General features: G+C 65.1%; 19 protein-coding genes and 1 tRNA gene. 10 read left to right on the top strand and 10 right to left on the bottom strand.

Going from position 1 to position 23,514, the window contains the following annotated elements:
• From LOZ77_RS00630 to LOZ77_RS00605, 6 genes are all read left to right on the top strand, one after another.
• Complete coding sequence (locus LOZ77_RS00630; RefSeq protein ID WP_230280379.1) at positions 1-1,002, top strand: HlyD family efflux transporter periplasmic adaptor subunit; 1,002 nt, start codon at positions 1-3, stop codon at positions 1,000-1,002.
• 2 nt (positions 1,003-1,004) lie between these two features.
• Complete coding sequence (locus LOZ77_RS00625; RefSeq protein ID WP_230280378.1) at positions 1,005-2,780, top strand: ATP-binding cassette domain-containing protein; 1,776 nt, start codon at positions 1,005-1,007, stop codon at positions 2,778-2,780.
• Positions 2,777-3,904 (top strand): ABC transporter permease, encoded by a 1,128-nt coding sequence (locus LOZ77_RS00620; protein WP_230280377.1) that lies wholly within the window; start codon positions 2,777-2,779, stop codon positions 3,902-3,904. The genes LOZ77_RS00625 and LOZ77_RS00620 overlap by 4 nt, the downstream gene beginning before the upstream one ends.
• Positions 3,904-5,007 (top strand): ABC transporter permease, encoded by a 1,104-nt coding sequence (locus LOZ77_RS00615; RefSeq protein ID WP_230280376.1) that lies wholly within the window; start codon positions 3,904-3,906, stop codon positions 5,005-5,007. The genes LOZ77_RS00620 and LOZ77_RS00615 overlap by 1 nt, the downstream gene beginning before the upstream one ends.
• Positions 5,008-5,013: 6 nt before the next feature.
• A complete protein-coding gene (locus tag LOZ77_RS00610; RefSeq protein WP_230280375.1) occupies positions 5,014-6,450 on the top strand; it encodes an efflux transporter outer membrane subunit in 1,437 nt (478 codons plus the stop codon).
• Between the two features lie 154 nt (positions 6,451-6,604).
• Positions 6,605-7,657, top strand: coding sequence for a DUF475 domain-containing protein (locus LOZ77_RS00605; protein WP_230280374.1), 1,053 nt, complete (start codon positions 6,605-6,607; stop codon positions 7,655-7,657).
• Here LOZ77_RS00605 and LOZ77_RS00600 read toward each other — a convergent pair.
• The gene (locus LOZ77_RS00600; RefSeq protein ID WP_230280373.1) at positions 7,596-10,259 is read right to left on the bottom strand and encodes a DUF2339 domain-containing protein; all 2,664 of its coding nucleotides are present in this window, start codon (positions 10,257-10,259) and stop codon (positions 7,596-7,598) included. The two genes, LOZ77_RS00605 and LOZ77_RS00600, sit on opposite strands and share 62 nt — an antisense overlap.
• A 142-nt stretch (positions 10,260-10,401) precedes the next feature.
• On the opposite strand from LOZ77_RS00600, the gene LOZ77_RS00595 reads away from it, so the two are divergent.
• Entirely contained in the window at positions 10,402-11,025 is a 624-nt protein-coding gene (locus tag LOZ77_RS00595) for a TetR/AcrR family transcriptional regulator (RefSeq protein ID WP_230280372.1), read from the top strand.
• Here LOZ77_RS00595 and folE read toward each other — a convergent pair.
• The 9 genes from folE to LOZ77_RS00550 all read right to left on the bottom strand — a co-directional run bounded on the left by folE (position 11,019) and on the right by LOZ77_RS00550 (position 16,828).
• The gene (gene folE / locus LOZ77_RS00590) at positions 11,019-11,627 is read right to left on the bottom strand and encodes a GTP cyclohydrolase I FolE (protein WP_230280371.1); all 609 of its coding nucleotides are present in this window, start codon (positions 11,625-11,627) and stop codon (positions 11,019-11,021) included. The genes LOZ77_RS00595 and folE overlap by 7 nt on opposite strands.
• 71 nt (positions 11,628-11,698) lie before the next feature.
• A complete protein-coding gene (gene uvrC, locus LOZ77_RS00585; RefSeq protein ID WP_230280370.1) occupies positions 11,699-13,654 on the bottom strand; it encodes an excinuclease ABC subunit UvrC in 1,956 nt (651 codons plus the stop codon).
• A 51-nt stretch (positions 13,655-13,705) separates the two neighbouring features.
• Entirely contained in the window at positions 13,706-14,386 is a 681-nt protein-coding gene (locus LOZ77_RS00580) for a hypothetical protein (RefSeq protein WP_230280369.1), read from the bottom strand.
• Between the two features lie 23 nt (positions 14,387-14,409).
• Positions 14,410-14,484: transfer RNA gene (locus LOZ77_RS00575), tRNA-Phe, on the bottom strand.
• A 149-nt stretch (positions 14,485-14,633) separates the two neighbouring features.
• Complete coding sequence (yacG, locus tag LOZ77_RS00570; protein ID WP_230280368.1) at positions 14,634-14,822, bottom strand: DNA gyrase inhibitor YacG; 189 nt, start codon at positions 14,820-14,822, stop codon at positions 14,634-14,636.
• Positions 14,819-15,793, bottom strand: a complete 975-nt coding sequence (locus LOZ77_RS00565; RefSeq protein ID WP_230280367.1) for a ribonuclease E/G — start codon at positions 15,791-15,793, stop codon at positions 14,819-14,821. The genes yacG and LOZ77_RS00565 overlap by 4 nt, the downstream gene beginning before the upstream one ends.
• Entirely contained in the window at positions 15,786-16,361 is a 576-nt protein-coding gene (locus LOZ77_RS00560) for a nucleoside triphosphate pyrophosphatase (protein ID WP_230280366.1), read from the bottom strand. Before LOZ77_RS00560 ends, LOZ77_RS00565 begins: the two co-directional genes overlap by 8 nt.
• Positions 16,362-16,375: 14 nt before the next feature.
• Entirely contained in the window at positions 16,376-16,621 is a 246-nt protein-coding gene (gene infA / locus LOZ77_RS00555; protein ID WP_066771685.1) for a translation initiation factor IF-1, read from the bottom strand.
• A 36-nt stretch (positions 16,622-16,657) separates the two neighbouring features.
• A complete protein-coding gene (locus LOZ77_RS00550) occupies positions 16,658-16,828 on the bottom strand; it encodes a hypothetical protein (protein WP_230280365.1) in 171 nt (56 codons plus the stop codon).
• 69 nt (positions 16,829-16,897) lie between these two features.
• On the opposite strand from LOZ77_RS00550, the gene LOZ77_RS00545 reads away from it, so the two are divergent.
• The 3 genes from LOZ77_RS00545 to LOZ77_RS00535 all read left to right on the top strand — a co-directional run bounded on the left by LOZ77_RS00545 (position 16,898) and on the right by LOZ77_RS00535 (position 23,502).
• The gene (locus LOZ77_RS00545) at positions 16,898-19,465 is read left to right on the top strand and encodes a TonB-dependent receptor (RefSeq protein ID WP_230280364.1); all 2,568 of its coding nucleotides are present in this window, start codon (positions 16,898-16,900) and stop codon (positions 19,463-19,465) included.
• A 190-nt stretch (positions 19,466-19,655) separates the two neighbouring features.
• On the top strand, positions 19,656-20,438 hold the full coding sequence (purC, locus tag LOZ77_RS00540; protein ID WP_230280363.1) for a phosphoribosylaminoimidazolesuccinocarboxamide synthase: 783 nt from the start codon (positions 19,656-19,658) through the stop codon (positions 20,436-20,438).
• 91 nt (positions 20,439-20,529) lie between these two features.
• Complete coding sequence (locus tag LOZ77_RS00535) at positions 20,530-23,502, top strand: pitrilysin family protein (protein ID WP_230280362.1); 2,973 nt, start codon at positions 20,530-20,532, stop codon at positions 23,500-23,502.
• Positions 23,503-23,514: the final 12 nt, after the last annotated feature.

Genomic DNA, 23,514 nt, shown 5'->3' with positions numbered 1-23,514 from the left:
ATGAACCGCCGCCTGATTGCCGGTATCGCCATCGCCGCGCTGGTGCTGATCGCCCTTGCCACGTCGGGCTTCGGCCTGTTCAGGGGCGGTGGTGGCCCCCTCACCCTTTACGGCAATGTCGATATCCGAGAGGTCGATATGGCGTTTCAGGCATCGGGCCGCGTGGCCGAAGTGCCGGTGGAAGAGGGCCAGCGGGTCGAAAAGGGCACGCTTCTGGCCGTGCTCGACCCCAGTCAGGCGCAGGACCGGCTGGCGCAGGCGGATGCGCAACTGGCGCAGGCACGCGCGCAGCTGGCGAAATTGCAGGCAGGCAGCCGTCCGCAGGAAATCCGGCAGGCCAATGCGCAGCAAACCGCCGCGCGCGCCGCGCTTAATGATGCGCAGGCCGACTACGACCGCCGCAAGCCGCTGGTCGAATCGGGGGCGATCAGCCGCGCCGCATGGGAAAAGACCGTCACCGCCCTTCGCACGGCAGAGGCGCAATATGCCGAGGCGAGCCAGGGCGCATCGCTGGCACAGGAAGGCCCGCGTGCCGAGGATATTGCCGCTGCCCGCGCCCAGCTTGAAGCGGCGAAGGCATCACGTGCGGCCATCGACACCGATCTCGATTACACGCGGTTGACCGCGCCGCTGGCAGGCACGGTGGTCACGCGCTCGATCGAACCGGGCAGCCTTGTCTCCCCCGGCCTCAACGCCTTTACCATTGCCATCGACCGACCGTTGCGGGTGCGCGCCTATGTCGCGCAGACCGATATGGCGCGGATCAATCCGGGCATGAAGGTCGAGGTGACGGCGGACGGCAATCCCAAGACCTATCAGGGCACCATCGGCTATATCTCGCCGCGAGCCGAATTCACGCCCAAGTCGGTGGAGACCGAGGATCTGCGCACCGATCTGGTCTATCGCCTGCGCATCGTCGTCGAAAATCCCGATCAGGGATTGCGGCAGGGCCAGCCCGTCACCGTATCGATCCCCGCGGCCCGTCCGGCGGCGGAGGACTGATCATGTCGGGCGCGAAGCCCCCAGCTTCCCCCGATACCGTCGCGCCCAACACGGTGGCGCGCGCCGACGGGCTGGTGAAGAATTTCAAAGGCGCGGAGAAACCGGCGCTGAACGGCGTGTCGCTGGACATATTGACGGGACGGGTCACCGGCCTTGTCGGTCCCGACGGCGCGGGCAAGACGACGCTGATCCGCATTCTGGCAGGGCTGATGGCCGCCGACGCGGGTTCGGTCAGCGTGCTGGGCGATGCGCCGGGCAAGGATATGGAGCAGATCGGTTACATGCCGCAGCGCTTCGGCCTGTATGAAGACCTGACCGTCCAGCAGAACCTCGACCTCTATGCCGAAATGCGCGCCCTGCCCGATGAACAGCGCGCCGAGACGTTCGACCGGCTGCTCGCCTTTACCGATCTGGCGCGGTTCCGCGACCGGCTGGCAGGGGCGCTGTCGGGCGGGATGAAGCAAAAGCTGGGCCTTGCCTGCGCGCTCGTCAAAACGCCGCGCCTGTTGCTGCTGGACGAACCGGGCGTAGGCGTCGACCCGATCTCGCGCCGCGAGCTTTGGGCCATGGTGCAGGAACTGATTTCGGATGGGCCCGATGAACAGAGTCTGGGCGTGCTGTGGTCCACCGCCTATCTGGACGAGGCGGAGAAATGCGATCACGTCTATCTGCTGAGCGAGGGCGAATTGCTGTTCAGCGGCGAGCCGGCCGGGCTGACTCGATCGGTCGACCGGCGCGTCGTGCGGCTGACGGGATTTCAAGGGCGCCGCCGCCATGTGCTGACCCAGATGCTGGACCGCGACGGCGTGCTGGATGGCACGATACAGGGCCGCTCGGTCCGCCTGCTGCTGAAAACGCCGGACGAGCTGGCGCGCGAAACCGGCTTTGACCTTGTCCCCGCGCAGCCACGGTTCGAGGACGGATTTATCGAACGACTGGGCGGCGGACCAAAGGGCACCAGCGCGCTGGCCGAGGCCTATCGCATGATCGAGGGCGACGAAGCGCCCGCGATCGAGGCCAAGGGGCTGACCCGGAGATTCGGCGATTTCACCGCCGCCAGCGATGTCAGCTTTACCGTGCCCTATGGCTCGATCTTCGGCCTGCTGGGACCGAATGGCGCGGGCAAATCTACCACCTTCAAGATGCTGTGCGGCCTGCTAACCCCCAGCGAAGGTTCGGGCGCGGTGGCGGGGCACGATCTGCGCACATCGGGCGGCAAGGCGCGGTCGGCGCTGGGCTATATGGCGCAAAAATTCTCGCTCTACGGCGAATTGTCGGTGGCGCAGAACCTGAACTTTTTTGCCGGTGCCTATGGGCTTGAAGGGCGCGAGGCGCGGCGTGCGGTCGAACGGGTGACCGATATTTTCGAACTGGGCGACCGGATGAAAGCGACCGCGGGTACGCTGCCCTTGGGGTTCAAGCAGCGTCTGGCGCTGGCCGCCGCCGTGCTGCACGAACCGCCCGTGCTGTTTCTGGACGAGCCGACGAGCGGGGTCGATCCCGTCACTCGGCGCGAATTCTGGATGCATATCAACGGTCTGGTCGAAAAGGGCGTGGCGGTGCTGGTCACCACCCATTTCATGGAAGAGGCCGAATATTGCGACGCGATCACGCTGATCTATCGTTCTGAACAGATCGCCAGCGGCACGCCTGACGAATTGAAGGCGCAGGCCGCCGATATGGCAACGCTCGACGATCCGACGATGGAAGACACGTTTATCGCCATGATCGAGGCCAGCGACGCGCGCCGCGAACGCGCCGAAAGCGAATCCGTATGAGCATGCCCGTCGAAAAGCGCAGGCTGGCCGCGATGATCGCCAAGGAAATCGCGCAGATCATGCGCGATCCCTCGACCTTCCTGATCGCCTTTATCCTGCCGCTGCTGCTGCTGTTCCTGTTCGGCTATGCACTCAACCTCGATTCCACCCACACCCGCATCGGCATTGCGATAGAGGATTCGAGCGCCCCTGCCCTGTCGCTGGCGGGCGCCTATCAGAACAATCCGAATTTCGAAGTGATCACCGCGCGCAGCGTCCAGCCGTTGAAGGACAGGATGGTCAGCGGCGAGATTCGCGGCATCGTCGTCATCCCGCAGGATTTCGGGCGCGGCTATGCACGGGGCCATCCGCCGCCGGTGCAGATCATCGCCGACGGGTCGATGCCCAATACCGCCAATTTCACCCGCGCCTATGCCGAAGGGCTGCTGTCGACATGGATGGCGAACGAGGCCCCGGCGAAAGGCGTCGATGCCAGCCCGCCGGTCCAGCTGTCGCTGCGCTATTGGTACAATCCCTCGCTCACCAGCCGCAATTTTCTGGTGCCGGGCGCGATTGCCATCGTGATGACCATGATCGGCACGCTGCTGACCAGCCTTGTCATCGCGCGCGAATGGGAACGCGGCACGATGGAGGCGATGATGGCCACCCCCATGCATATGGCCGAATTCCTGATCAGCAAGATCGTGCCCTATTTCGTGCTGGCCATGGCATCGATGGTGCTATGCACATTGCTGGCCGTCACCGTATTCGGCGTGCCGCTGCGCGGGTCCATCCTTGCGCTGATGGTGATCGCCATGGCCTATCTGATGCCCGCGCTGGGACAGGGGCTGTTCATTTCGGCAGCGACCAAGAACCAGTTCGTTGCCAGCCAGGTCGCATTGTTGACCGGATTCCTGCCGACTTTCCTCCTCTCGGGCTTTATGTTCGAGATTTCGTCGATGCCCACGATCATTCAGGCGATCACCTATATCGTGCCCGCACGCTATTTCGTGCCGCTGCTGCAAAGCGTGTTTCTGGCGGGCGATATCTGGCCGATGATCTGGCCCAATGTCGGCATCATGCTGCTGTTCGGGGCAGGCTTCTTCGCGCTGTGCATCATGGTCACGAAACGGAGCCTCGATTGATGAGCGGCGCCTTGAAAGCCATGATCGTCAAGGAATTCTGGGCCCTGCTGCGCGATCCCAAAGGGCGCATCACGCTGGTCCTGCCGCCGTTGATCCAGTTGCTGATCTTCAGCTTTGCGGTGACCTTGCAGGTCGAGAATGTCGATATCGGCGTGCTCGACCGGTCGAGCGGCAGCGCCAGCACCGAACTGGTCCAGCGGATCGCGGGGGCGGAAACATTCGACGAGATCAAGCGCCTGCATTCGGCAGAGGATCTGCGCCGCGCGATCGACCGGCAGGAAGTGCTGGCCGCGCTGGTCATCGACGAGGATTTCGACCGCCGCGTCGCCAGCGGCGAGCCCGCGACCGTCGGCGTCGTGCTGGACGGCAGGCGGTCGAACGCGGCGCAGATCGTGGGCGGTTACCTGACGCAGATCGCCACCGACGCCGGTCTGGAACTGCGCCCCGCCTCTACCGCTCCGCCGCAGCAGGCGGTCGCGATCAACTGGTTCAATCCCAATCTGGAATATATCTGGTTCAACATGCCCAGCCTGCTGGTCGTGATCGTATCGGTCGCGGGCCTGTCGGTCACCGCCCAGACCGTCGCGCGCGAGCGGGAGATGGGGACGTTCGACCAGCTGATGGTCAGCCCGCTGACGGTGCCGCAAATACTGATCGGCAAGATGGTGCCGCCGTTCTGCGTGGGGCTGTTCAACGGCACCGTCTATCTGGTGGTTGCACCGCTGGTATTCGGCGTGCCGTTCACCGGATCGATCCCGTGGTTCTATGTCGGCCTGTCGGTCTATCTCGTCTCGCTGGTCGGGCTGGGCATGTTCGTGTCGTCACTGTCGACCACCCAGCAACAGGCGTTTCTGGGATCGTTCGTGGCGACCATTCCGGTCATTCTTCTGTCCGGTTTCGCCAGCCCGCTGGAGAACATGCCCGGCTGGTTGCAGACCATCACCTATATCAACCCCGCGCGCTATTTCCTCGAAATCTCGATCGGCCAGTTCCTGAAAGCCATGCCCGCCGCCGACATGCTGCCATTATTGTGGCCGCTGGTGCTGATCGGCGTGGTGACCATATCGGTATCGGGCTGGCTGTTCCGCGCGCGCATGGAGTGAATGCGAATGTTCCGCCCCCTTTTCCCGTTTCTGGCCGGTGCCACGCTGCTGTCCGGATGCACCGTCGGACCCGATTACGAAGCGCCCGAAATGCGCGTGTCGGACGCGTGGATCGAACAGGCCGATAGCGAACGGGCGAACGACGCCGCGGTTCAGCCTGCGTGGTGGGACCGGTTCGGCGATCCGCAACTCAGCGCGCTGATCACCCGCGCCATGGCCGATGCCCCCACACTGGCAGAGGCACGCGCGCGGCTGGCCGAGGCGCGGGCCAATCGCGATGCCGTGCTGGGCCAGCGCCTGCCGCAAGTGTCAGCCAGCGGGTCGGCCACCGAAAACCGCATCAGCGAAAACGGGTTTCTGCCCATCGGCCAGTTCCCCGGCTTCGACCCCGAATACGGGCTGTTCGACCTTGGTTTCGATGCCAGCTGGGAAATCGACCTGTGGGGCCGGCGCACGCGGGAGGGCGAGGCCGCCAACGCCCGCGCCGGTGCCGCCGAGGCCGCCTATCAGGACGCGCTGGTCCAGCTGACGGGAGAAATCGCGCGCAGCTATATGGATTTGCGCGCCGCCCAGCGCGCATCGGCGCTGGCCGCACAGCGCGAGGAAGCGAGCGCCGGGCTTGCCGCGCTGACCGGCCAGCTTTACCTCGCGGGCGAGGCAAGCCGGATCGACGCCGAAGCCGCCAGCGCCGAAGCAGCCAGCGCCGCTGACGCTGCCGCGCAGGCCCGCACGGCAGAGGCTGGCGCGGCCTATCGCCTTGCGGCGCTGATGGGCCTGCCGCCCGAAAACATCGTGCCCGAATTGCGCGCGCCTGCCCCCATTCCCGACGCGCCGCAGGACATTCTGGTCGGGCTGCGATCCGACCTGCTGCGCCGCCGCCCCGATGTGCGGCAGGCCGAACGCGAACTGGCCGCCGCCACCGCGCAAATCGGCGTGGCGACCGCCGATCTGTTCCCGCGCTTCTCGCTGACGGGCGGATTGGGAACGCAGGCGCAGAACGCAGGCGATCTGTTCGATCCGGCCTCCACCCGCTTTGCCATCGGGCCCAGTTTCAGCTGGCCGGTCTTTGCCGGCGGCCAGATCCGCGCCCGCATCCGCGCTGCCGACGCGGGGGCCGATGCCGCCGCCGCGGCCTATAGCCAGTCCGTCGCCAATGCGCTGTCGGACAGCGAGGGCGCGATCAACCGCTTTCTGGAAGCACGCAAGCGCGAGGATGCCGCCGCCCGTGCCGCCGCCGCGCAGCAACAGGCGTTCGACCTCGCCGCACAGCGCTTCGCGGGCGGAGAGGATGACCGGCTGACACTGGAAGCGGCGCGGCTGGACCATCTGGCGCGGCAACAGGCCCATGCCACCGCCCGGCTGGAGGCCGCCAATGCCGCCGTCGCGGTGTATAAGGCATTGGGCGGCGCATGGATGGCCGAAGGCGCCGATCCCGCCCCCTGATTGCCCGCTTGTCGGCGAATGGGGAACCGTGCAGCCCCCGGCGCGCTTGATCTGTCGCGTGCCGTCTATATCTAGACGGCCGTTATCCAATGACGGTTCCGCGCGCGGGCGTCATGGCCCGCGCTGATTCTTTCCCCCATAAGGCCGCTTCCCCTTGCTCAAGCATTTCACCGGATCGATCATCTTTACCGTCGTGGCGCTGGCGCTGGGCGCCTTTGTCGGCTGGGAATATACCGGCACGGTCGAAGGGATGCTGTCGATCCTGTGGATCTGCTGCGTGCTGGCGGTACTGGAAACCTCGCTCTCATTCGACAATGCGGCGGTTAACGCCACCGTGCTGAAGGACATGGACCCGAAATGGCAGCACCGCTTCCTGACATGGGGCATCGCCATCGCCGTGTTCGGCATGCGTATCGTGTTCCCCATCGTGATCGTCGCCATTGCCGCCTCGCTCGGCCCGTGGGGCGCGCTGATGCTGGCGATCAACGAACCGGCGCGATACGCCGCGATCATGGGCGATGCGCATACCGGACTGATGGGTTTCGGCGGCGCGTTTCTGGGCATGGTCGGCCTCAAATATTTCTTCGACGCGGACAAGGAAATCCACTGGATCCGCATGATAGAGGAACCGCTGGCGAAATTCGGGCGGCTTCAGGCGTTCGAGATCGGGGTGATGATCCTCGCCATATGGGGCACCTCCACCATGCTGGAGGGGGACGAGCGGTTGACCTTCATCACCGCGGGCCTGTTCGGGCTGGTCACCTTTATCGGGGTGGAAATGATCGGCGACATCCTTGGCGCGCCCGAAGGCACGACCGAGGCGGCGGCGCGGTCGGGGCTGGCATCGTTCCTTTATCTCGAAGTGCTCGACGCCAGCTTCTCGTTCGACGGGGTGATCGGGGCCTTTGCGCTGTCGACCAACCTGTTCGTCATCGCCATCGGCCTTGGCATTGGTGCGATGTTCGTGCGGTCGATGACGATCTACCTCGTCCATCAGGGCACGATGAGCGAATATCGCTTTCTGGAACATGGCGCGTTCTACGCGATCCTTGCGCTGGCCACGATCATGTTCCTGAACGTCGAATATCACATTCCCGAGGTGGTGACCGGCCTGATCGGCGCGGTGCTGATCGGTCTGGCCTTTATCAGCTCGCTTCGCTGGAACCGGGCGCGGCTGCGGCGGGATCGGGCGGGGACGCAGGCATAGCATCCCCTGCCGGAACCCGCAGGATCCGCGAATAGAACCAGCCGATCGCGATCAGGCTGAAGCCCAGCGCAAGGAAGCTGGCGATACGGACCAGCCCTTCCAGCCCCGCCGTGTCATAGATGAACACCTTGCACACGGCGACCAGCATCAGCACCAGCGAACCGATGCGCCAGCTGCGTGTGCCGCTGCGCGCGCCCCACAACAGGAAGCCGCCCGCCAGCACGATCCCCAGCAGAGAGCGCAGCAGATCCTCGGCCTGACCCACCGGCGGATCGGTCAGGATCGTGCCCGCAAAGCCCTGTCGCAATTCGGACAGGGCGAACATGCCGATCAACAGCATCAGCGCCGCATCCACACCCACGCGCAGCGGGCGCTGTAGCGCTTCGGGCACGGTCAGGCTGCGGCCCAGCAAAACCAGCGCCGCCGCGCCGATGGCATAGGCGGGGATCAGCAGGTTCGCGACCGGCGTCGGCCCGACGGCCTGCTCGCTCCACAGCGGGTTGTGCGCAAGTCCGGTGAAATAAGCGAAATGCGCCAGAGCCGCCGCAGCCAGACCCGCTGCCGTAAATCTTGCCTGTGCCCAGCGATGGCGCATCCGCCACGCACCCAGCGCGGCCAGCAGCAATGCCGCTTCCCACGCGGTTCGCTCTGCCAGCCCATAGGTGACAAATTCGCGCCATTCAGGGAACCGGTCGTGCCATTCGCGGATCGCGAAGAGCTGCTTGAACCCGATATGCGCCGCCGCCATTGCGGGCAGCGCCGCAAGTGCCGCCGCCGCGGAAGACAGCCGGCCGGATTCGCTCGCGGCGACCGCCAGTGCCGCAAGCGCTGCCGGCACGAGGTAGAGAAGCACATCGCGCGGCGCGGGCAGATCGCTGACCAGCAGGGGCGATCCGGCAAGCGAGTCAACCGACGCGCCCGCCCACCAGCCCAGCGGCCACAGCGCCCAGACCAGCGCCACGCCCAGCGCGGTGCGCGCGGCCCAGCGCCGTCCGGCCAGCCCGAAAGCCAAGGCCGCCGCCGCCACGGCCGCGATCCAGGGCAGATAATCCTCTGGCACGATCTGCGTCAGCCCCGCATAGGCAGTCAGCACGGCAGACGCCTCCAGCAATGCCGTGCGCCACCCGTTTTGCGCGCCTGCTCGCCACGCGCCCACCGCAGGGACCACGGCCAGCGCCAGCGCGGCAAGGCCCAGCAGCATTTCGCGCGATGCGCCGAAACCGCCGAAATGCCATTGTCCGGCCAGAACGATTGCCAGCGGCATCACCGCCAGCGCCGCCACATCCGCTCCGCGTGCGTCGCCGCGCCACAGATGCGCCAGCGGAACGCCCGCGAACACCGCCGCCATGGCCGCGCCGACCAGTGCGAACATGGCGGGGTCGGGTTGATACCAGAAACCCAGCATCCACGCGCCCACGCCGCCCGCAATCGCCGCCGCGTCGCGCAGCGCACCGGTCTTCCACCCCAGCCCCGCAAAGGCCGCGCCCAGCAGCAGGTAAAGCCCCCATGACAAAGGTTCATAACCGCTGCTTTCCAGCAAGGCCGCCATTTGCAGCGAGGCAAAGCCCCCCGCCGCCAGCCGCAGCCAGCGGCTTTCGCGCAGATCGGGCAGGACCAGCGCGGGCAGCAATGCGCCCAGCACCAGCAGGTAAAAGCCGACTGCGACGACATCGCCCGGACCGCTGGGCTGCGCGATCAACATGATCAGGCCCCAGCCCAGACCGCCGACGATACCGGCCAGCCCCAGCCAGCCGCCACCGGCCCAGCCGCCACCTTCGGCAAGAGCGCCTTGTTTACGGCCCGCATGGCCCAGCCCGCCCGCGACCAGCGCCAGATAGAACGCCAGCAGCGGCAGGTTCGATTCCTCTGCCCCCACCAGCGCTGGCGCTGCGAATCCGCCGACAAGGCCCAGCACCGCGCTGGGCAGGCCAAAGCGGAAAGACAGGCCGATGGCCGCCGCCGTCACCAGCGCCAGCCCGACAAAGGCGGTGCCCGTGCCGATCAGCCCATAGAACGTGCCCGCAAGGAACACGCTGGCATAGAGCACGGCAAGCCCCGCGCCCGACAGGGCCTGCGGCACGCGCACATCGGCAACGCGGTCCCTGAAACGATGCGCTGCCTCTGCCCCCGCGATCAGCGCAAAGCCGAAGACCAGCCCCATCGCAACGCGCACCGCGGGGCTGAGCAGGCCGACATCGATGGCATAGCGGACAAGGAAGAACCCCGCGACCGCCAGCGTGATGCCGCCAGCCCAGATGGGCAGCTGGCGGCCGAACAATTCCTCGAAATCGAAAGAGAAACCCTTGCGTTCAGGCCGGGGTGCCGCTTGCGGCGCGGGTGCGGCGTCCGGTCCGGCAGGCTTTGCCGCCAGCGCGGGCGCGATGCGGGCCACCTTGGGAACGATCGTCGCGGCCTTGCGCGGTTCGCGAGCGGGTTGCGGTGCCGGTTCGGGAGCAGGTGACGGCGGTTGCGCCCCGACCTTCTCGTACTGCCCTGTCGCGACAGAGCCGCGCAATTCGCGCAAGTCTTCTTCCAGCCGGTCGACCCGCTTCCACAACAGGACCAGCGCGACCGCCGCACCGACGAGAAGGAAGAATTCCATGATCGTAAATTCCCTGAACCCGCCGTGCTATCCTTTACAGGCGAACATGGCGCGACTGTCTGGCGAAGCGCAATAGGTGATAATTGAACGGCGTTCAATATAAAAATTGGACAATGTTCAATTACAGGCCTATTCCGCCCGGATGGGACGAAGATCCGATCATACGCGCGCCGAGCTGCGCGAAATGCTGATCTCGCTGGGTCACGATCTGCTGGCCGAAACGGGCCTCGCCCGCTTTTCCGGGCGGGAAGTGGCGAAGCAGGCTGGCTATTCGGTGGGCACGATCTATCATGTATTCGGATCGCTCGACCATCTGATCGTCGCGATCAATTCGCGCAGTTTCGAAATCTGGGCAGCGGAACTGCGCGAAAGGTTGGAAGCAGGAGGGCCAGACCGGATCGGCACTCTGGTCGCAGCCTATTTCGCTTTTGCGCAGGAAAACCCGCATCTGTGGTCGGCGATTTACGAGCACCATTTGCCCGACGGTTTCGCCCTGCCCGACGCGGATCATTCCAAGCGCGAAACGCTGACCGCGATTGTCGAACAGGAAATCCGCGCCGCCCTGCCGCCCGCTAGCGATGCCGATATTTTCCGCCTGTCACGCTCGCTGGTGGCGGTGGTCCACGGCCATTGCAGCTTTACCGTGACCGGCAGCTTTGCGCTGATGGGCGTCGACGACCCGCTGGGCTGCGCCCTCGCCCGCGTGCGCGAGGTGCTGGCGGCGCATGGCTATCGCCCCCCTTCAACACCCCGTCAGGCTCAATAACCCATCAGCGACAGCACTTCCTTGCGCGACCTTTCATCGTCGCGGAACGTGCCCATCATGCGGCTGGTGACCATGCCAACGCCGGGCGTGCGCACGCCGCGCGCGGTCATGCAGGCATGGCTTGCCTCGATCACCACGGCCACACCATGCGGCTTCAGATGGTCCCAGATGCACTGCGCGACTTCCGCCGTCAGCCTTTCCTGAATCTGCAGCCGCCGCGCAAATCCGTGCAGTACGCGGGCCAGCTTTGAAATGCCGACCACGTGATCGCGCGGCAGATAGGCGATGGCCGCCTTGCCGATGATCGGCGCCATGTGATGTTCGCAATGCGACTGGAACGGAATGTCCTTCAGCAGCACGACCTCGTCATAGCCGCCCACTTCCTCGAAAATGCGCGACAGATGGATGGAGGGGTCTTCGCCATAGCCCTGGCAATATTCCTTCCACGCACGCGCCACGCGCTTGGGCGTGTCGAGCAGGCCTTCGCGCGTCGGATCGTCGCCCGACCAGCGGATCAGCGTGCGGATCGCTTCCTGCACGTCTTCGGGCACCGGCGGCTTACCGAGTGGGTTGTCTTCGTCGGGGCCGACAAGGCTGCTCATATTCGTCACTTTCCTGCTTTATCCGCGCTGAGATAGGTTCGCCGCGGCAATCCGTCACCCCCTGCGGCCGACTAACCGCCGGGATGATAGAAATCATAGATCTGCCGCGCGACATGCTCCGAAACGCCCGGAACGCGTCGCAAATCGTCCAGCGCGGCGGCACGCACCTTTCCGGCGGTGCCGAAATGCAGCAGCAGCGCCCGCTTGCGCGCGGGGCCGATGCCGGGAATTTCGTCCAGCGGGCTGGCCTGTATCGAACGGCTGCGCTTGGCCCGATGCGCGCCGATGGCAAATCGGTGCACCTCGTCGCGCAGGCGTTGCAGATGGAACAGCACGGGCGAATTGGTCGGCAGGGTCTTTTCGCGCCCGTCGGAAAAATGGAAAACCTCGCGCCCTTCGCGTCCATGATGCGGGCCTTTGGCCACACCGACGACGGGCACATCCTCGATCCCCAGCTCTTCCAGCGTGTCCATCACGCTCGACATCTGGCCCTTGCCGCCGTCCAGCAGCACCAGATCGGGCCATGCCGCATCGCCCTTTCCAGCGGTTTCGCGATCGGGATCGTCTTTCAGCGCACGGGCGAAGCGGCGGTTCAGCACTTCGCGCATCATGGCGAAATCGTCGTTGGTCTGTGCCTGCTTGATATTGAACTTGCGATACTGGTTCTTCAGGAACCCTTCCGGCCCCGCGACGACCATCGCACCCACCGCATTCGCACCCTGAATATGCGAGTTGTCGTATATCTCCACGCGCTGCGGAATTTCGGGCAGCTCGAGGAATTCGGCCATCTCGCGCCATATCTTCGCTTGCGTCCCGCTCTCGGCAAGGCGGCGGTCCAACGCTTCGGCCGCGTTGCGGCTGGCCTGTTCGATCAGGCGGCGGCGGTCACCGCGCTGCGGCACGCTGATCTCTACCTTGCGCCCGGCAATGGCGCCGAACGCTTCTTCCAGCAGCGCGCAATCGGGCAGCGCGCGGTCGAGCAGGATCGTCCGCGCGGGCGGCACTTCCTCGTAAAACTGGGCGAGGAAGGCACTGAACACCTCCTCGTGGCTCAACCCCTCGGTATGGCGCGGGAAAAAGGCGCGATGCCCCCAGTTCTGGCCGCCGCGGATAAAGAACGCCTGCACGCCGATCTGCCCGCCCTTATCCGCCATCGCGAACACATCGGCATCGCCCACGCCCTGCGCATTGATCGCTTGCGACCCCTGGATAAAGGTCGCGGCGCGCAAACGGTCACGCAGCATGGCAGCGGTTTCGAAATCCAGCCGTTCGGCCGCATCGGCCATCTGGCTTTCGATTTCCTGCTGCACCGCGCTCGACTTGCCGGCAAGGAAGTCCTTGGCCTGCCGCACCAGTTCGGCATAGCCGTCCTTGTCGATCCGCCCGACGCATGGCGCGCTGCATCGCTTGATCTGATAGAGCAGGCAGGGACGGTCGCGACGGCTGAAGAAGCCGTCGGTGCAACTGCGCAGCAGGAACAGTTTTTGCAGCGCATTGATCGTGGTGTTGACCGAACCGGCGCTGGCGAAGGGGCCGTAATAATTGCCCTTCGCCCGCCGCGCCCCGCGATGTTTCATGATGCGCGGAAAATCATTGTCGGCGCGCAGCAGGATAAAGGGAAAGCTTTTATCGTCGCGCAGCAGCACATTATATGGCGGGCGGAAGCGCTTGATCAGCTGCGCTTCCAGCAGCAGGGCCTCGGCCTCGCTATTGGTTGTCACAATGGTCATTTCGCGCGTTTGCGCGACCATGCGCTTCAACCTCAGCGGCAGGCGGTCGACTTGCAGATAATTGGCCACGCGGTTCTTCAGCGCGCGGGCCTTGCCCACATAGAGCACGTCGCCGCGGGCATCGACCATGCGATAGACGCCGGGACGCGGGGGCAGCGTGCGCTGCACCTCGAGGATGGCGGCCAGCCCCGCCTCTATATCCGGCTGGCTGCCGCGCACCGTATAGGCGGCCTTATCCTCGTGAAAGCGGTCGGCCCCCTTGGGATGGGGCGGGGTTCCGGCGGGGGTACGGCTCATTGCGGTTCAGATAGGGTCTGGCGGTCGGGATGAAAAGCGTGCCGGCGCAGCTTATGGCCGCTCGCCCACCCTCTCGAACCGCAGGGCCTCGCCAAAGCGTTCCAGCATCAGCACATCGTTATCGACCCGCGCGGTGGTACCTGCGAATGCCACCCTGCCCATATCGTTGCGATCGAACCGCACGGTCACATCGGCCCCGCCCGTCGCGGGAACGGGGATCGCGTCGCCGGCGATCTGATAGAGTTCCAGCATAATCTGGACCGTTACGGGCCGGGGCGATTCCGAAAGATCGATGGTCAGCACGCGATCCTGAAAATCCAGCCATTCGCGCGATCCGTCGGGATAGAGCGCCAGCACGCTGAAATATGGGTGCCCCGACCCTCCCCCCAGATCGAGTTCGATGGCCAGCCGGTCGGCGGTAACGGGCTTGTCGGACAGCGTCACAAAGCGCGGCGGATTGACCGGATCGCCCGTCAGCGTGACCGTATCGCCTTCGCAACTCCACTGCCCCTGCGCGAATTCATCAAGCGCGCCATAGGACAGCTCGTACCCGAAACTACCGTCGGGGCGCAGCAGGATACCGCCGCCAATTTCCATGCGGCGCACCGCATAGGGGCCCGACAGCTCTTCCATGCAGGAAGGCTGCACCGGCGCGTCCTGCGCGCTGGCAGGCGTGCACAAAAACGCCGTTAGGGCCAGCGCAGCGATACGGAACGGAGTGGGAAGTGTCACACCATCTCCACAAAAGCAGGAAATGGTGCCCGGGGGCGGAGTCGAACCACCGACACGACGATTTTCAGTCGTCTGCTCTACCACTGAGCTACCCAGGCATCGCCGGAAAGGCGGGACCGGCGCCTGCGATCTGAATCGCGCTTGGCGTCGGGAGCGCCGCCTATGGCCAAAGCCGCGCGTGGTGTCAAACCGGAAAATAGGGGCCAAACCGGAAAATGCGGGATTTTTCGATCGCTTTGCAAAGCGGTCAGAAATCGCCGTCCTCGGGGTCGGTCGAAATCTGCGCAGGCTCGCCGGGAATCGCATAGCCGTCCTGCAGCCATTGAACGAGATCGCGGTCCTTGCAGCGCGCCGAACAGAACGGCGCATGATCGGCCGAGCGGGGCTTTCCGCAGATCGGACAGCTTTTGACGGCGCGTTTCGGTGTCTGGGTCATAGCGGCACCGATTGGGCCAGTCCCGCCTCTGGCGCAAGGGCGGGATCGGTTTCGATGCGGATTTCGCGCCCCGTGCGGCGGGCCAGCTCGTCCCGCCATGCAGGCGATATCCTCACGGTGAGCGCGGGATGCATGGTCAGCAGGATCGCGCCCGGATCGGCGACATGTTCCGCGCGGCGCAACAACAGGCGGGCGGCAGCGGCAAGACGGTGGCGGGCAACGCGATGCAGGATCGACGGCCCTTCCAGCCGCGCGACGATCTGGACGAAACCGAAACCGTTCATCGCGGTGCGTTCATGCGCAAAACCGTCCAGCGCTATCGACAAGGCCTCGTCCACCGCGCGGCGGTCGGCCTTTTCCTGCAAGGTGGGAAAATCGATGCCGATCGATCCGCCGATATCCAGCCGACGCAGGCTGGCGGCAATCGCGGGCACCGCCGACAGGGCCAGCGCGCGGGGCGGCAGCGTACCGTCGATATCGATCAGCACCATGGCAGGCGTGGGCGAAATATGCAGCGCGCCGCCATTGAAAGACACCTGCCGTTCGAACGCCTCACCGATCAGTTCGCTCCAGCCCGATACGGGAAAACGCCGCACGACGCGGACATCGTGCCCTTCCGCCTTCAGCCGCTGTTCGATGCCGGGCGCGGGGCGCAATGCGCGGTCGGTGGGCCGCCCCTGCGCGCGCTTGGTGCGGGTTCCTTCCTCGATACGGGCGCGGTGGATTTCGATGCGCAGCGGCGCGCCTTCGCTGGCGCTTTTGGGCAGGCGGTCGACCAGCACGTCCTCGCCGCTGTCCAGCCGCACTGTGCCGCGCGCCGATCCGCTTGCCCGCGATGCCAGCACGCCTTCGACCACGGCGCCCGCGGCGAGTTCGCCTTCCCATTCGATTTTTGCAGCGACGATGGCGCCATCCTCGACCAGCACGGCGCGGGTTTCGCCGATGCCCTGCTCGATCAGCCAGTCAGCCAATGGCGAAGCCCGCCGCCTTCAAAAGGGCGCGCGTTTCGAACAGCGGCAGTCCGACGACACCCGAATGGCTGCCCTGAATCCATGCGACCAGCGCCTCGGCATGGCCCTGAATGGCATAGCCGCCTGCCTTGCCGTGCCATTCGCCGCCCGCGATATAGGCATCGACCTCCCCGGCGCTCAGCACCTTGAAACGCACGATGGTCTCGCTCATCCGTTCACGGACCGAACCGTCGGGCGCGGCCATGGCGATGGCAGAAAATACGCGGTGGCGACGGCCCGACAGCAGCTTCAGGCAGTTGCGCGCGGTCGCCTCGTCCTCGGCCTTGGGCAAGATGCGCCGTCCGGCAGCGACCACCGTGTCGCCCGCCAGCACGAAACCGTCATCCGCGGCAACGGCAAGCGCCTTTTCGCGCGCCATGCGCTGCACATAGGGGCGCGGCAATTCGCCCTTATGCGGCGTTTCGTCGATATCGGCGGGCGCGATCTGCGCAGGGATGACGCCCAGACGCGCCAAAAGCTCGCGCCGGCGCGGGCTGGCCGATGCGAGTATCAGCTTTCGGGCCGTCATCACGGCACCAGAAACTAGCTGGGCCCGGGGCCGCCGCGGCCAGGCATAAAGCGATAGGTGATCCGCCCCTTGGTCAGATCATAGGGCGTAAGCTCGACCAGAACTTCGTCGCCCACCAGCACGCGAATACGGTTCTTGCGCATCTTGCCAGCGGTATGGCCCAGGATCTCGTGATCGTTTTCCAGGCGCACGCGGAACATCGCGTTGGGAAGCAGTTCCACAACCGTGCCACGCATTTCGAGAAGTTCTTCTTTCGCCATGCCCGGGCGCCAGGCGCCCATCCTTTCACTAAAATGTCAGAAAAATCCTGCGCGGCCCCATAGCGGCGCAAAGCGCATATGGAAAGCCCGCAGTTGCAATTCAATCGCTAACCCCTGCCGTCCCCGGCCGTGCTCTATCCGCGATATAGGAAATAAAATGATGCGCCAGCCCGTTTCCCGTTCGCGCGCGGGATCGAAAAGGTCCATGCTGCATTGCGACATTTTGATACATCGGGCGACTTGGCCCAAGATCGCAAATCCGTGACATCCCCGATTATGAGAGAGACTTCCCCCATGCTGCGCCCCCGCCTGCGCGCCCGAGCCGCCTGTACCGTCCGTACAACCCGTACCGCGACCAGCCTGCTGGCGCTGGCGCTTTCGCTGGGTACGCCCGCCCTTGCGGCCGAAACCGACGAAGCAGGCATGGCCGCCAGCCAGCAGACCGTCGATCCGGTCGGCGGCGACGACGATATCGACCTCAGCGACGAGATCATCGTGACTGCCCCGCAGGTCAATCGCGGCAGCGTGGACATTCCGCAAACGCCCGTGGCCGTTCTGGACGAGGAAGAGATCCTGAGCATCGGGGCCAGCTCTCTGGTTGAATTGCTGGAGGAGCTGGCACCGCAAACCGGTTCGGGACGCGGGCGCGGATCGGACGGCCCGCCCGCCATTCTGGTGAACGGGCAGCGCATTTCGGGTTTCCGCGAAATGCGCAACTATCCGCCCGAGGCGCTGGCCCGCGTGGAAATCCTGCCCGAGGAAGCGGCAATCCGCTTCGGTTTCCGCCCCGACCAGCGCGTGATCAATTTCATCCTGAAGGAACATTACGCATCCAAGGGGATCGAGCTGGAATATGGCCTGCCGCAGGACGGCGGATATCACACCAGCGAGGTCGAGGTTTCGATACTGTCGATCAACGGCCCCAACCGCTTCAACCTGGCGGTCGAGGCCGACGATAGCTCGATGCTGACCGAGGGCGAGCGCAATGTCTCGTCCTATGACTTCGACCCGGTCTATGGCGATGCCAATCCGGCCGACTACCGCTCTTTGGTCGAGGATACCCGCGATCTCACGCTGAACGGCGCATGGACGCGCGGGCTGGGCGAAGACGGCGATAACGGCTCCTTGACTATCAATGGCACCATAACACGCAACGATTCCCATTTTCTCGCAGGGCCGGACACGGTCTCGCTAACCGATGGCAGCGGTGCAACTGCGCAGCGTGCGCTGGTTTCCGAAGCGCTGGGCCGCGGCGCGCGCATCGCAGACAGCCGGTCAGCCGGTTTCGAGGTCGGCACGACATTCAACAAGCCATTGGGCGACTGGGATCTGACGGCAACGGGCCGCTGGACCCATGACGATACCGTATCGCGCAGCACTGCGCCGACCGATATGTCGGCGCTTCAGGCGGCGGCCCTTGCCGGGCAGGTCGGTATCGATGCACCTGTCGACGACTTGCTGGCCTTTGTGCCTGACCAGAGTTTCAATACCAGCTATGCGAATACCGAGGAAGCGACCTCGCTCGCGACTGTTACAGGCAGGCCGCTATGGCTGCCTGCCGGACAGCTGGCGGTGACGGTTCAGGCGGGGTTCGACTGGTCGGACATCGACAGCCGCAGCACCGACAACCCGGGGATCACGACACGTTTGACGCGTGGCGACGCCAATGGCGGGATCACTTTGGGCATTCCACTGACCAGTCGCAAAGACAATGTGCTGGCCGCGATCGGAGACATCACGCTCGACCTTTCGGGCGGGGTTAACCACCTCTCGGACTTTGGCAGCCTGTATAACTGGAGCGCCGGCGTAAACTGGTCACCGTTCGAAAGGCTCAACCTTCAAGTCAGCCACATCTATACGGAGGAGGCACCGTCGCTGATCCAGCTGGGCACCCCCGAACTGGTCACGACCGGCGCGACCGTTTATGATTTCACCATTGGCGAAACGGTCGTGGTCGACCTGATCACCGGCGGCAATCCGAACCTGGTCGCCGAGAAGCAGCGCGACTGGAAGATCGGGGCGAATTACGAATTGCCCTTCTTCCGCCGGTCGAACCTGATCGTCGAATATTACGACGAAAGCTCGACCGATGTGTCGAGCAGCTTTCCCGCGCTAACCCCGACGATCGAGGCGGCATTCCCCGACCGCGTGGTGCGCGAAGGCGACGGCAATCTGGTCAGCATCGACCAGCGTCCCGTGACCTATGCGCATCAGGACGGGCGGCGCCTGCGTTACGGGTTCGACATTTCGGACCGTATTTCGGGCGAAGAGGACAGCGAAGGCGGCCAAAGCGGTGGACGCGGCGGGCGCGGCGGCGGCGGCGGTGGCGGTGGGCCGGGCTTCGGACCGCCGGGCGGGCGCAGCGGCGGACAATGGGGCCTTGCGCTCTATCACACCGTCCGGTTCGAGGAATCGGTCCAGATCGCATCGGGCACTCCCGTGCTCGACCTGCTGGACGGCGAGTCGCTGACCTCCACCCCCGTCGCGCGGCACGAGGTGGAGATGACGGGGCGCATTTTCTATAACGGGTTCGGCGCGCGGCTGTCGGGGAATTACCTTGGCGGTGCGAGCATCGAGGATACGGCAGGCACCGGTTCGGGCCTGACATTCGATCCGATCGCCACATTCGACCTGCGCCTGTTCGCCGATCTGGAACGCCAGACCGGTCTGGTCGAGGCAGTGCCCTTCTTCAAGGGCAGCCGTATCTCGTTCTCTATCGACAATATTTTCGATGCGCAGCAACGCGTGACGGACGAGGACGGGACTATACCAACAAGCTATCTGCCCGACTTTACCGATCCGGCAGGCCGCTTCTTTGAAATCGACTTCCGCAAGCGGTTCTGATCCCGCCGCCAGCCCGCCGCGAACGCGCGCTTTGCTTTTACGGCGGGCTTCCATTATAGGCCGCATTGTAACGCCCCGGCCGTGTCCGCGCCCCGTCCTGACGGGACCGGTCAGACCGGGGCTTGGTGTTTTCCGCCCCCGCCCTGCACCGGCGGAATTCGGGCGCATTAGCTTGGAAAGCGAAGGCAAGATGTCGCGTCGCCGCCAGATTTACGAAGGCAAGGCCAAGATCCTTTACGAAGGCCCCGAACCGGGCACGCTCATCCAGTATTTCAAGGATGACGCCACCGCGTTCAACGCCCAGAAAAAGGGCACGATCAACGGCAAGGGCGTGATCAACAACCGCATCAGCGAGTTCGTGTTCACCCGCCTGTCGCATATCGGCATCCCGACCCATTTCATCCGCCGCCTGAACATGCGCGAACAACTGGTCCGGCAGGTCGACATCATCCCGATCGAAGTGGTGGTGCGCAATGTCGCGGCCGGTTCGATTTCCAAGCGTCTGGGACTGGAAGAGGGCGAGCCCCTGCCCCACACGCTGCTTGAATATTACTATAAGGACGATGCGCTGGGCGATCCGCTGATCGCGGAAGAGCATATCGCCTGTTTCGGCTGGGCCTCGAACGAGGAGATGCAGGACATCTCGGCCATGGCGATCCGCATCAACGATTTCATGTGCGGCATGTTCGCCGCGGTCGGTATCCGGCTGGTCGATTTCAAGCTGGAATTCGGCCGCCTGTGGGACGGCGATTACAGCCGCGTGATCCTGGCCGACGAAATCAGCCCCGACGGCTGCCGCCTGTGGGACATGGCCACCGGCGAAAAGCTGGACAAGGACCGGTTCCGCCGCGATCTCGGCGGCGAGGAAGACGCCTATCAGGAAGTCGCCCGCAGGCTGGGCGTGCTGCAGGATGACGGGCCGAGTGAAGTCTTCGACCTCAACCATCATCGCAAGTTGCGGGGAAAGAAATAAGGGCCGCACCGCGATAATTGAATGGGAAGAGGACAACAGCAAAACAACGCCGGAACCGGCGGTAAGCAGGTGATGTGCCGGGCGGGCGCGCTTGATTGATCGCGCCTGCTATCGGCCAAGGCTGAACCGCGTGCTGGCCAATGGGCTGGCCAGTGGATTGGCCAAGGGACTGGCCAAAGGATTGGCGGGCACGCTGGCCATTGCCCTGCTGTCGGGCTGCGCCGCGCCGCAGGTGTCGGACGCGCCGGTTGCCGCGCCTTCCGAACCCGCTGCGGCCGTCAATCGCAGCGGATACGCCCTGCCCGAAGCGGCACTGGCCAGCAGCGATCTGGAACCCGATACCGCGATCCGCTGGGGACGCCTGCCCAACGGGCTGTTCTGGGCGATCCGGCCCAATGGCACGCCAAAAGGCACTGCCGAAATCCGCCTCGCCTTCGATGCAGGCTCTCTGGACGAGGCTGACGGCGAGCGCGGCTTTGCCCATTATGTCGAACATATGGCCTTCAACGGGTCCACCAACGTGGCCGAGGGAGAGATGATCCGCCTGCTGGAGCGCGAGGGGCTGGCGTTCGGCGCGGACACCAATGCCTCGACCGGGTTCGAGCATACCATCTACAAGCTGGGACTGCCGCGCACCGATCCGGCGCTGATCGATACATCGCTGATGCTGATGAGCGAGATTGCGGGCGAGCTGAACTTCGACCCCGACGCCGTCGAGCGCGAGCGCGGCGTGCTGCTGGCCGAAAGACGCGACCGCGACAATTACCAGCTGGAAGACGCGCTGGAGCGATATCGTTTCGAAACGCCCGACGCGCTTTATGTCGACCGCTGGGCGGGCGGCACGGTCGAAACTTTGAACAAGGCCGACGCGGCAGGGCTGCGCACGTTCTGGGCATCGCATTACCGGCCCGACAATGCGGCGCTGATCGTGGTGGGCGATGTCGATCCCGACGCAATAGAGGCCGCCATCACCGCGCGTTTCGCCGACTGGCAGGCCGATGCCCCCGCCCCCGCCCCGCGCGATTATGGCACGGTCGATTTCGACCGCCCCGCCAGCGTCGAGATCCACTTGCACCCCGCCTTGTCGCAAAGGTTCACTGCCTTCGCCGTCGGCCCCGCGCTCAACGCGCCCGACACGGCAGAGGAGCGCCGCGCCACCGTCCTGCGCCAGATTGGTTATGACGCGGTGAACCGGCGGTTGACGCGGCTGGCGCGGCGCAGCGATGCGCCGTTCAAATCGGCGGGTTTCGGCACCGGCGACGTGTTTCGCAAGGCGCGTGTCACGCGGCTGATTGTCGATAGCGTGGACGGCCACTGGCAGGCGGGGCTGAACGCAGCCGCCGCCGAATATCGCAATGCGCTGGAACGCGGCTTTTCCGATGCGGAAATCGCCGAACAGCTGGCCGATCTGGACGAGCGGTACGAGGCGGCGGCCGTGTCAGAACCCACGCGGACCAATGATTTCATGGTCGACCGCATTCTGCGCTGGGTGGGTGAAGGCCGCATCCCGACGACAGGGCCCGAGGCGACCGAACGATATCTGGCGATGCGCGCCGAAATCACCCCCGATGCCGTGCTCGCCGCCTTGCGCGACGAGGCGGTGCCGCTGGACGAGAACGCCCATATCCGCTTTCGCGGCCGCACCGCGCCCGAAGGGGGCGAGGCCGCGCTGCGCCGCGCATGGACCGCCGCGATGAAGGCGCCGCTGGCACAGGAAGCCGCGATCGAGGCGGTGCCCTTTGCCTATACGGATTTCGGTCCGGCAGGCACGGTCGTGGCCGACACGCGCGAGCCGGTGTTCAATGTGCGCACCGTACGATTTGCCAATAATGTGCGGCTGAACGTCAAGCATACCGATCTGGCGCGCAATCAGGTGCTGGTCCGCATGTCCATTCCGGGCGGCAAGCTGCTGGAAAGCCGCGAGCAGCCCAATGGGGTCGAGCTGACATCGCGCCTGCCCGCCAGCGGATTGGGCAAGCACGATGCCGATACGCTGGAAACGATCCTTGCGGGCAAGCGCGTGGGGTTCGATTTCGGCGCGGGCAGCGATGCGTTCATCTCCACCGGCAGCACGCGGGCGGAGGATCTGGAACTGCAATTGCAGTTGATGGCCGCGCTGCTGACCGATGCGGGCTGGCGGACCGAGCCTGTCACCCGGTTCCGCAACGCGCTGCCCGATTATTTCGCGCGGTTGCGCGCCACACCCGCCTCGGCATTGAACAGCGGGCGCGGCGGGGTGATCAGCGACAATGATCCGCGCTTTACCCAGCAGCAGATCGATGCCTATCGCGCGCTGGATTTCGATCAGCTGCGCGACGTGATCGGCCCCAGCCTTGCGCATGGGCCAATCGAAATCGCCATCGTGGGCGACATGGACGAGGGTGCCGCCATCGAACTGGTCGGCAAGACACTGGGCGCCCTGCCCGCTCGCGACACCGGCTTTACCCCCGATCCCGCCGCGCTGGACCGCCGTTTTACCGACAAGCGCGGCGCGGTGGTGCTGCGGCACGAGGGCGAGCCGACGCAATCCCTGGTCGAGATGGTGTGGCCCACGACCGACGATTCCGACGCGGTGCAGGAAATCCGCATGGAACTGCTGGAACGCGTTGCCCGCATCGCCATCACCGACGAATTGCGCGAGCGTCTGGGACAGGCCTATTCGCCCGCCGTGTCGAATTCGCAAAGCAAGGTCTGGCCGGACTGGGGCACATTCTCGATCCGGGCGCAGGTCGAGCTGGCGCAATTGCCTGCCGCGCGCGCCGCACTTGCCGCGACGGTCGAGGCGCTGCGGTCCGAACCGATCCCCGACGATCTGGTCGAACGCGCCCGCGCGCCGCTGGTGTCGGCCTATGACAATCTGCTCAAATCCAATTCGGGCTGGCTGGCCATTGCCGACCGCGCGCAAAGCGAAGGCGACCGGCTGGAACGAATCGCCCTTGCGCAGCAACGTGCAAAGGCAGTGACATCGGCCGAATTGCAGGAAGAGGCGCGCCGGTGGCTCGATCCCGCGCGCGCGCTGGAGTTTCTGGTGGTGCCGCAAGATGCGCCATCCCCCGTTCCCTGACCGGATTTGCCA

The organism is Croceicoccus sp. Ery15 (assembly GCF_020985305.1).
In the GTDB taxonomy this organism is placed as follows: domain Bacteria; phylum Pseudomonadota; class Alphaproteobacteria; order Sphingomonadales; family Sphingomonadaceae; genus Croceicoccus.
This window is presented reverse-complemented; position numbering and strand designations above follow the sequence as displayed.

What these genes read in the sequence shown, in the direction of transcription:
- LOZ77_RS00630 (WP_230280379.1), top strand. Translation starts at nt 1, where the DNA reads ATGAACCGCCGCCTGATTGCCGGTATCGCCATCGCCGCGCTGGTGCTG.
- LOZ77_RS00625 (WP_230280378.1), top strand. Translation starts at nt 1,005, where the DNA reads ATGTCGGGCGCGAAGCCCCCAGCTTCCCCCGATACCGTCGCGCCCAAC.
- LOZ77_RS00620 (WP_230280377.1), top strand. Translation starts at nt 2,777, where the DNA reads ATGAGCATGCCCGTCGAAAAGCGCAGGCTGGCCGCGATGATCGCCAAG.
- LOZ77_RS00615 (WP_230280376.1), top strand. Translation starts at nt 3,904, where the DNA reads ATGAGCGGCGCCTTGAAAGCCATGATCGTCAAGGAATTCTGGGCCCTG.
- LOZ77_RS00610 (WP_230280375.1), top strand. Translation starts at nt 5,014, where the DNA reads ATGTTCCGCCCCCTTTTCCCGTTTCTGGCCGGTGCCACGCTGCTGTCC.
- LOZ77_RS00600 (WP_230280373.1), bottom strand. Translation starts at nt 10,259, where the DNA reads ATGGAATTCTTCCTTCTCGTCGGTGCGGCGGTCGCGCTGGTCCTGTTG.
- LOZ77_RS00595 (WP_230280372.1), top strand. Translation starts at nt 10,402, where the DNA reads ATGGGACGAAGATCCGATCATACGCGCGCCGAGCTGCGCGAAATGCTG.
- folE (WP_230280371.1), bottom strand. Translation starts at nt 11,627, where the DNA reads ATGAGCAGCCTTGTCGGCCCCGACGAAGACAACCCACTCGGTAAGCCG.
- uvrC (WP_230280370.1), bottom strand. Translation starts at nt 13,654, where the DNA reads ATGAGCCGTACCCCCGCCGGAACCCCGCCCCATCCCAAGGGGGCCGAC.
- yacG (WP_230280368.1), bottom strand. Translation starts at nt 14,822, where the DNA reads ATGACCCAGACACCGAAACGCGCCGTCAAAAGCTGTCCGATCTGCGGA.
- LOZ77_RS00560 (WP_230280366.1), bottom strand. Translation starts at nt 16,361, where the DNA reads ATGACGGCCCGAAAGCTGATACTCGCATCGGCCAGCCCGCGCCGGCGC.
- infA (WP_066771685.1), bottom strand. Translation starts at nt 16,621, where the DNA reads ATGGCGAAAGAAGAACTTCTCGAAATGCGTGGCACGGTTGTGGAACTG.
- LOZ77_RS00550 (WP_230280365.1), bottom strand. Translation starts at nt 16,828, where the DNA reads ATGGACCTTTTCGATCCCGCGCGCGAACGGGAAACGGGCTGGCGCATC.
- LOZ77_RS00545 (WP_230280364.1), top strand. Translation starts at nt 16,898, where the DNA reads ATGAGAGAGACTTCCCCCATGCTGCGCCCCCGCCTGCGCGCCCGAGCC.
- purC (WP_230280363.1), top strand. Translation starts at nt 19,656, where the DNA reads ATGTCGCGTCGCCGCCAGATTTACGAAGGCAAGGCCAAGATCCTTTAC.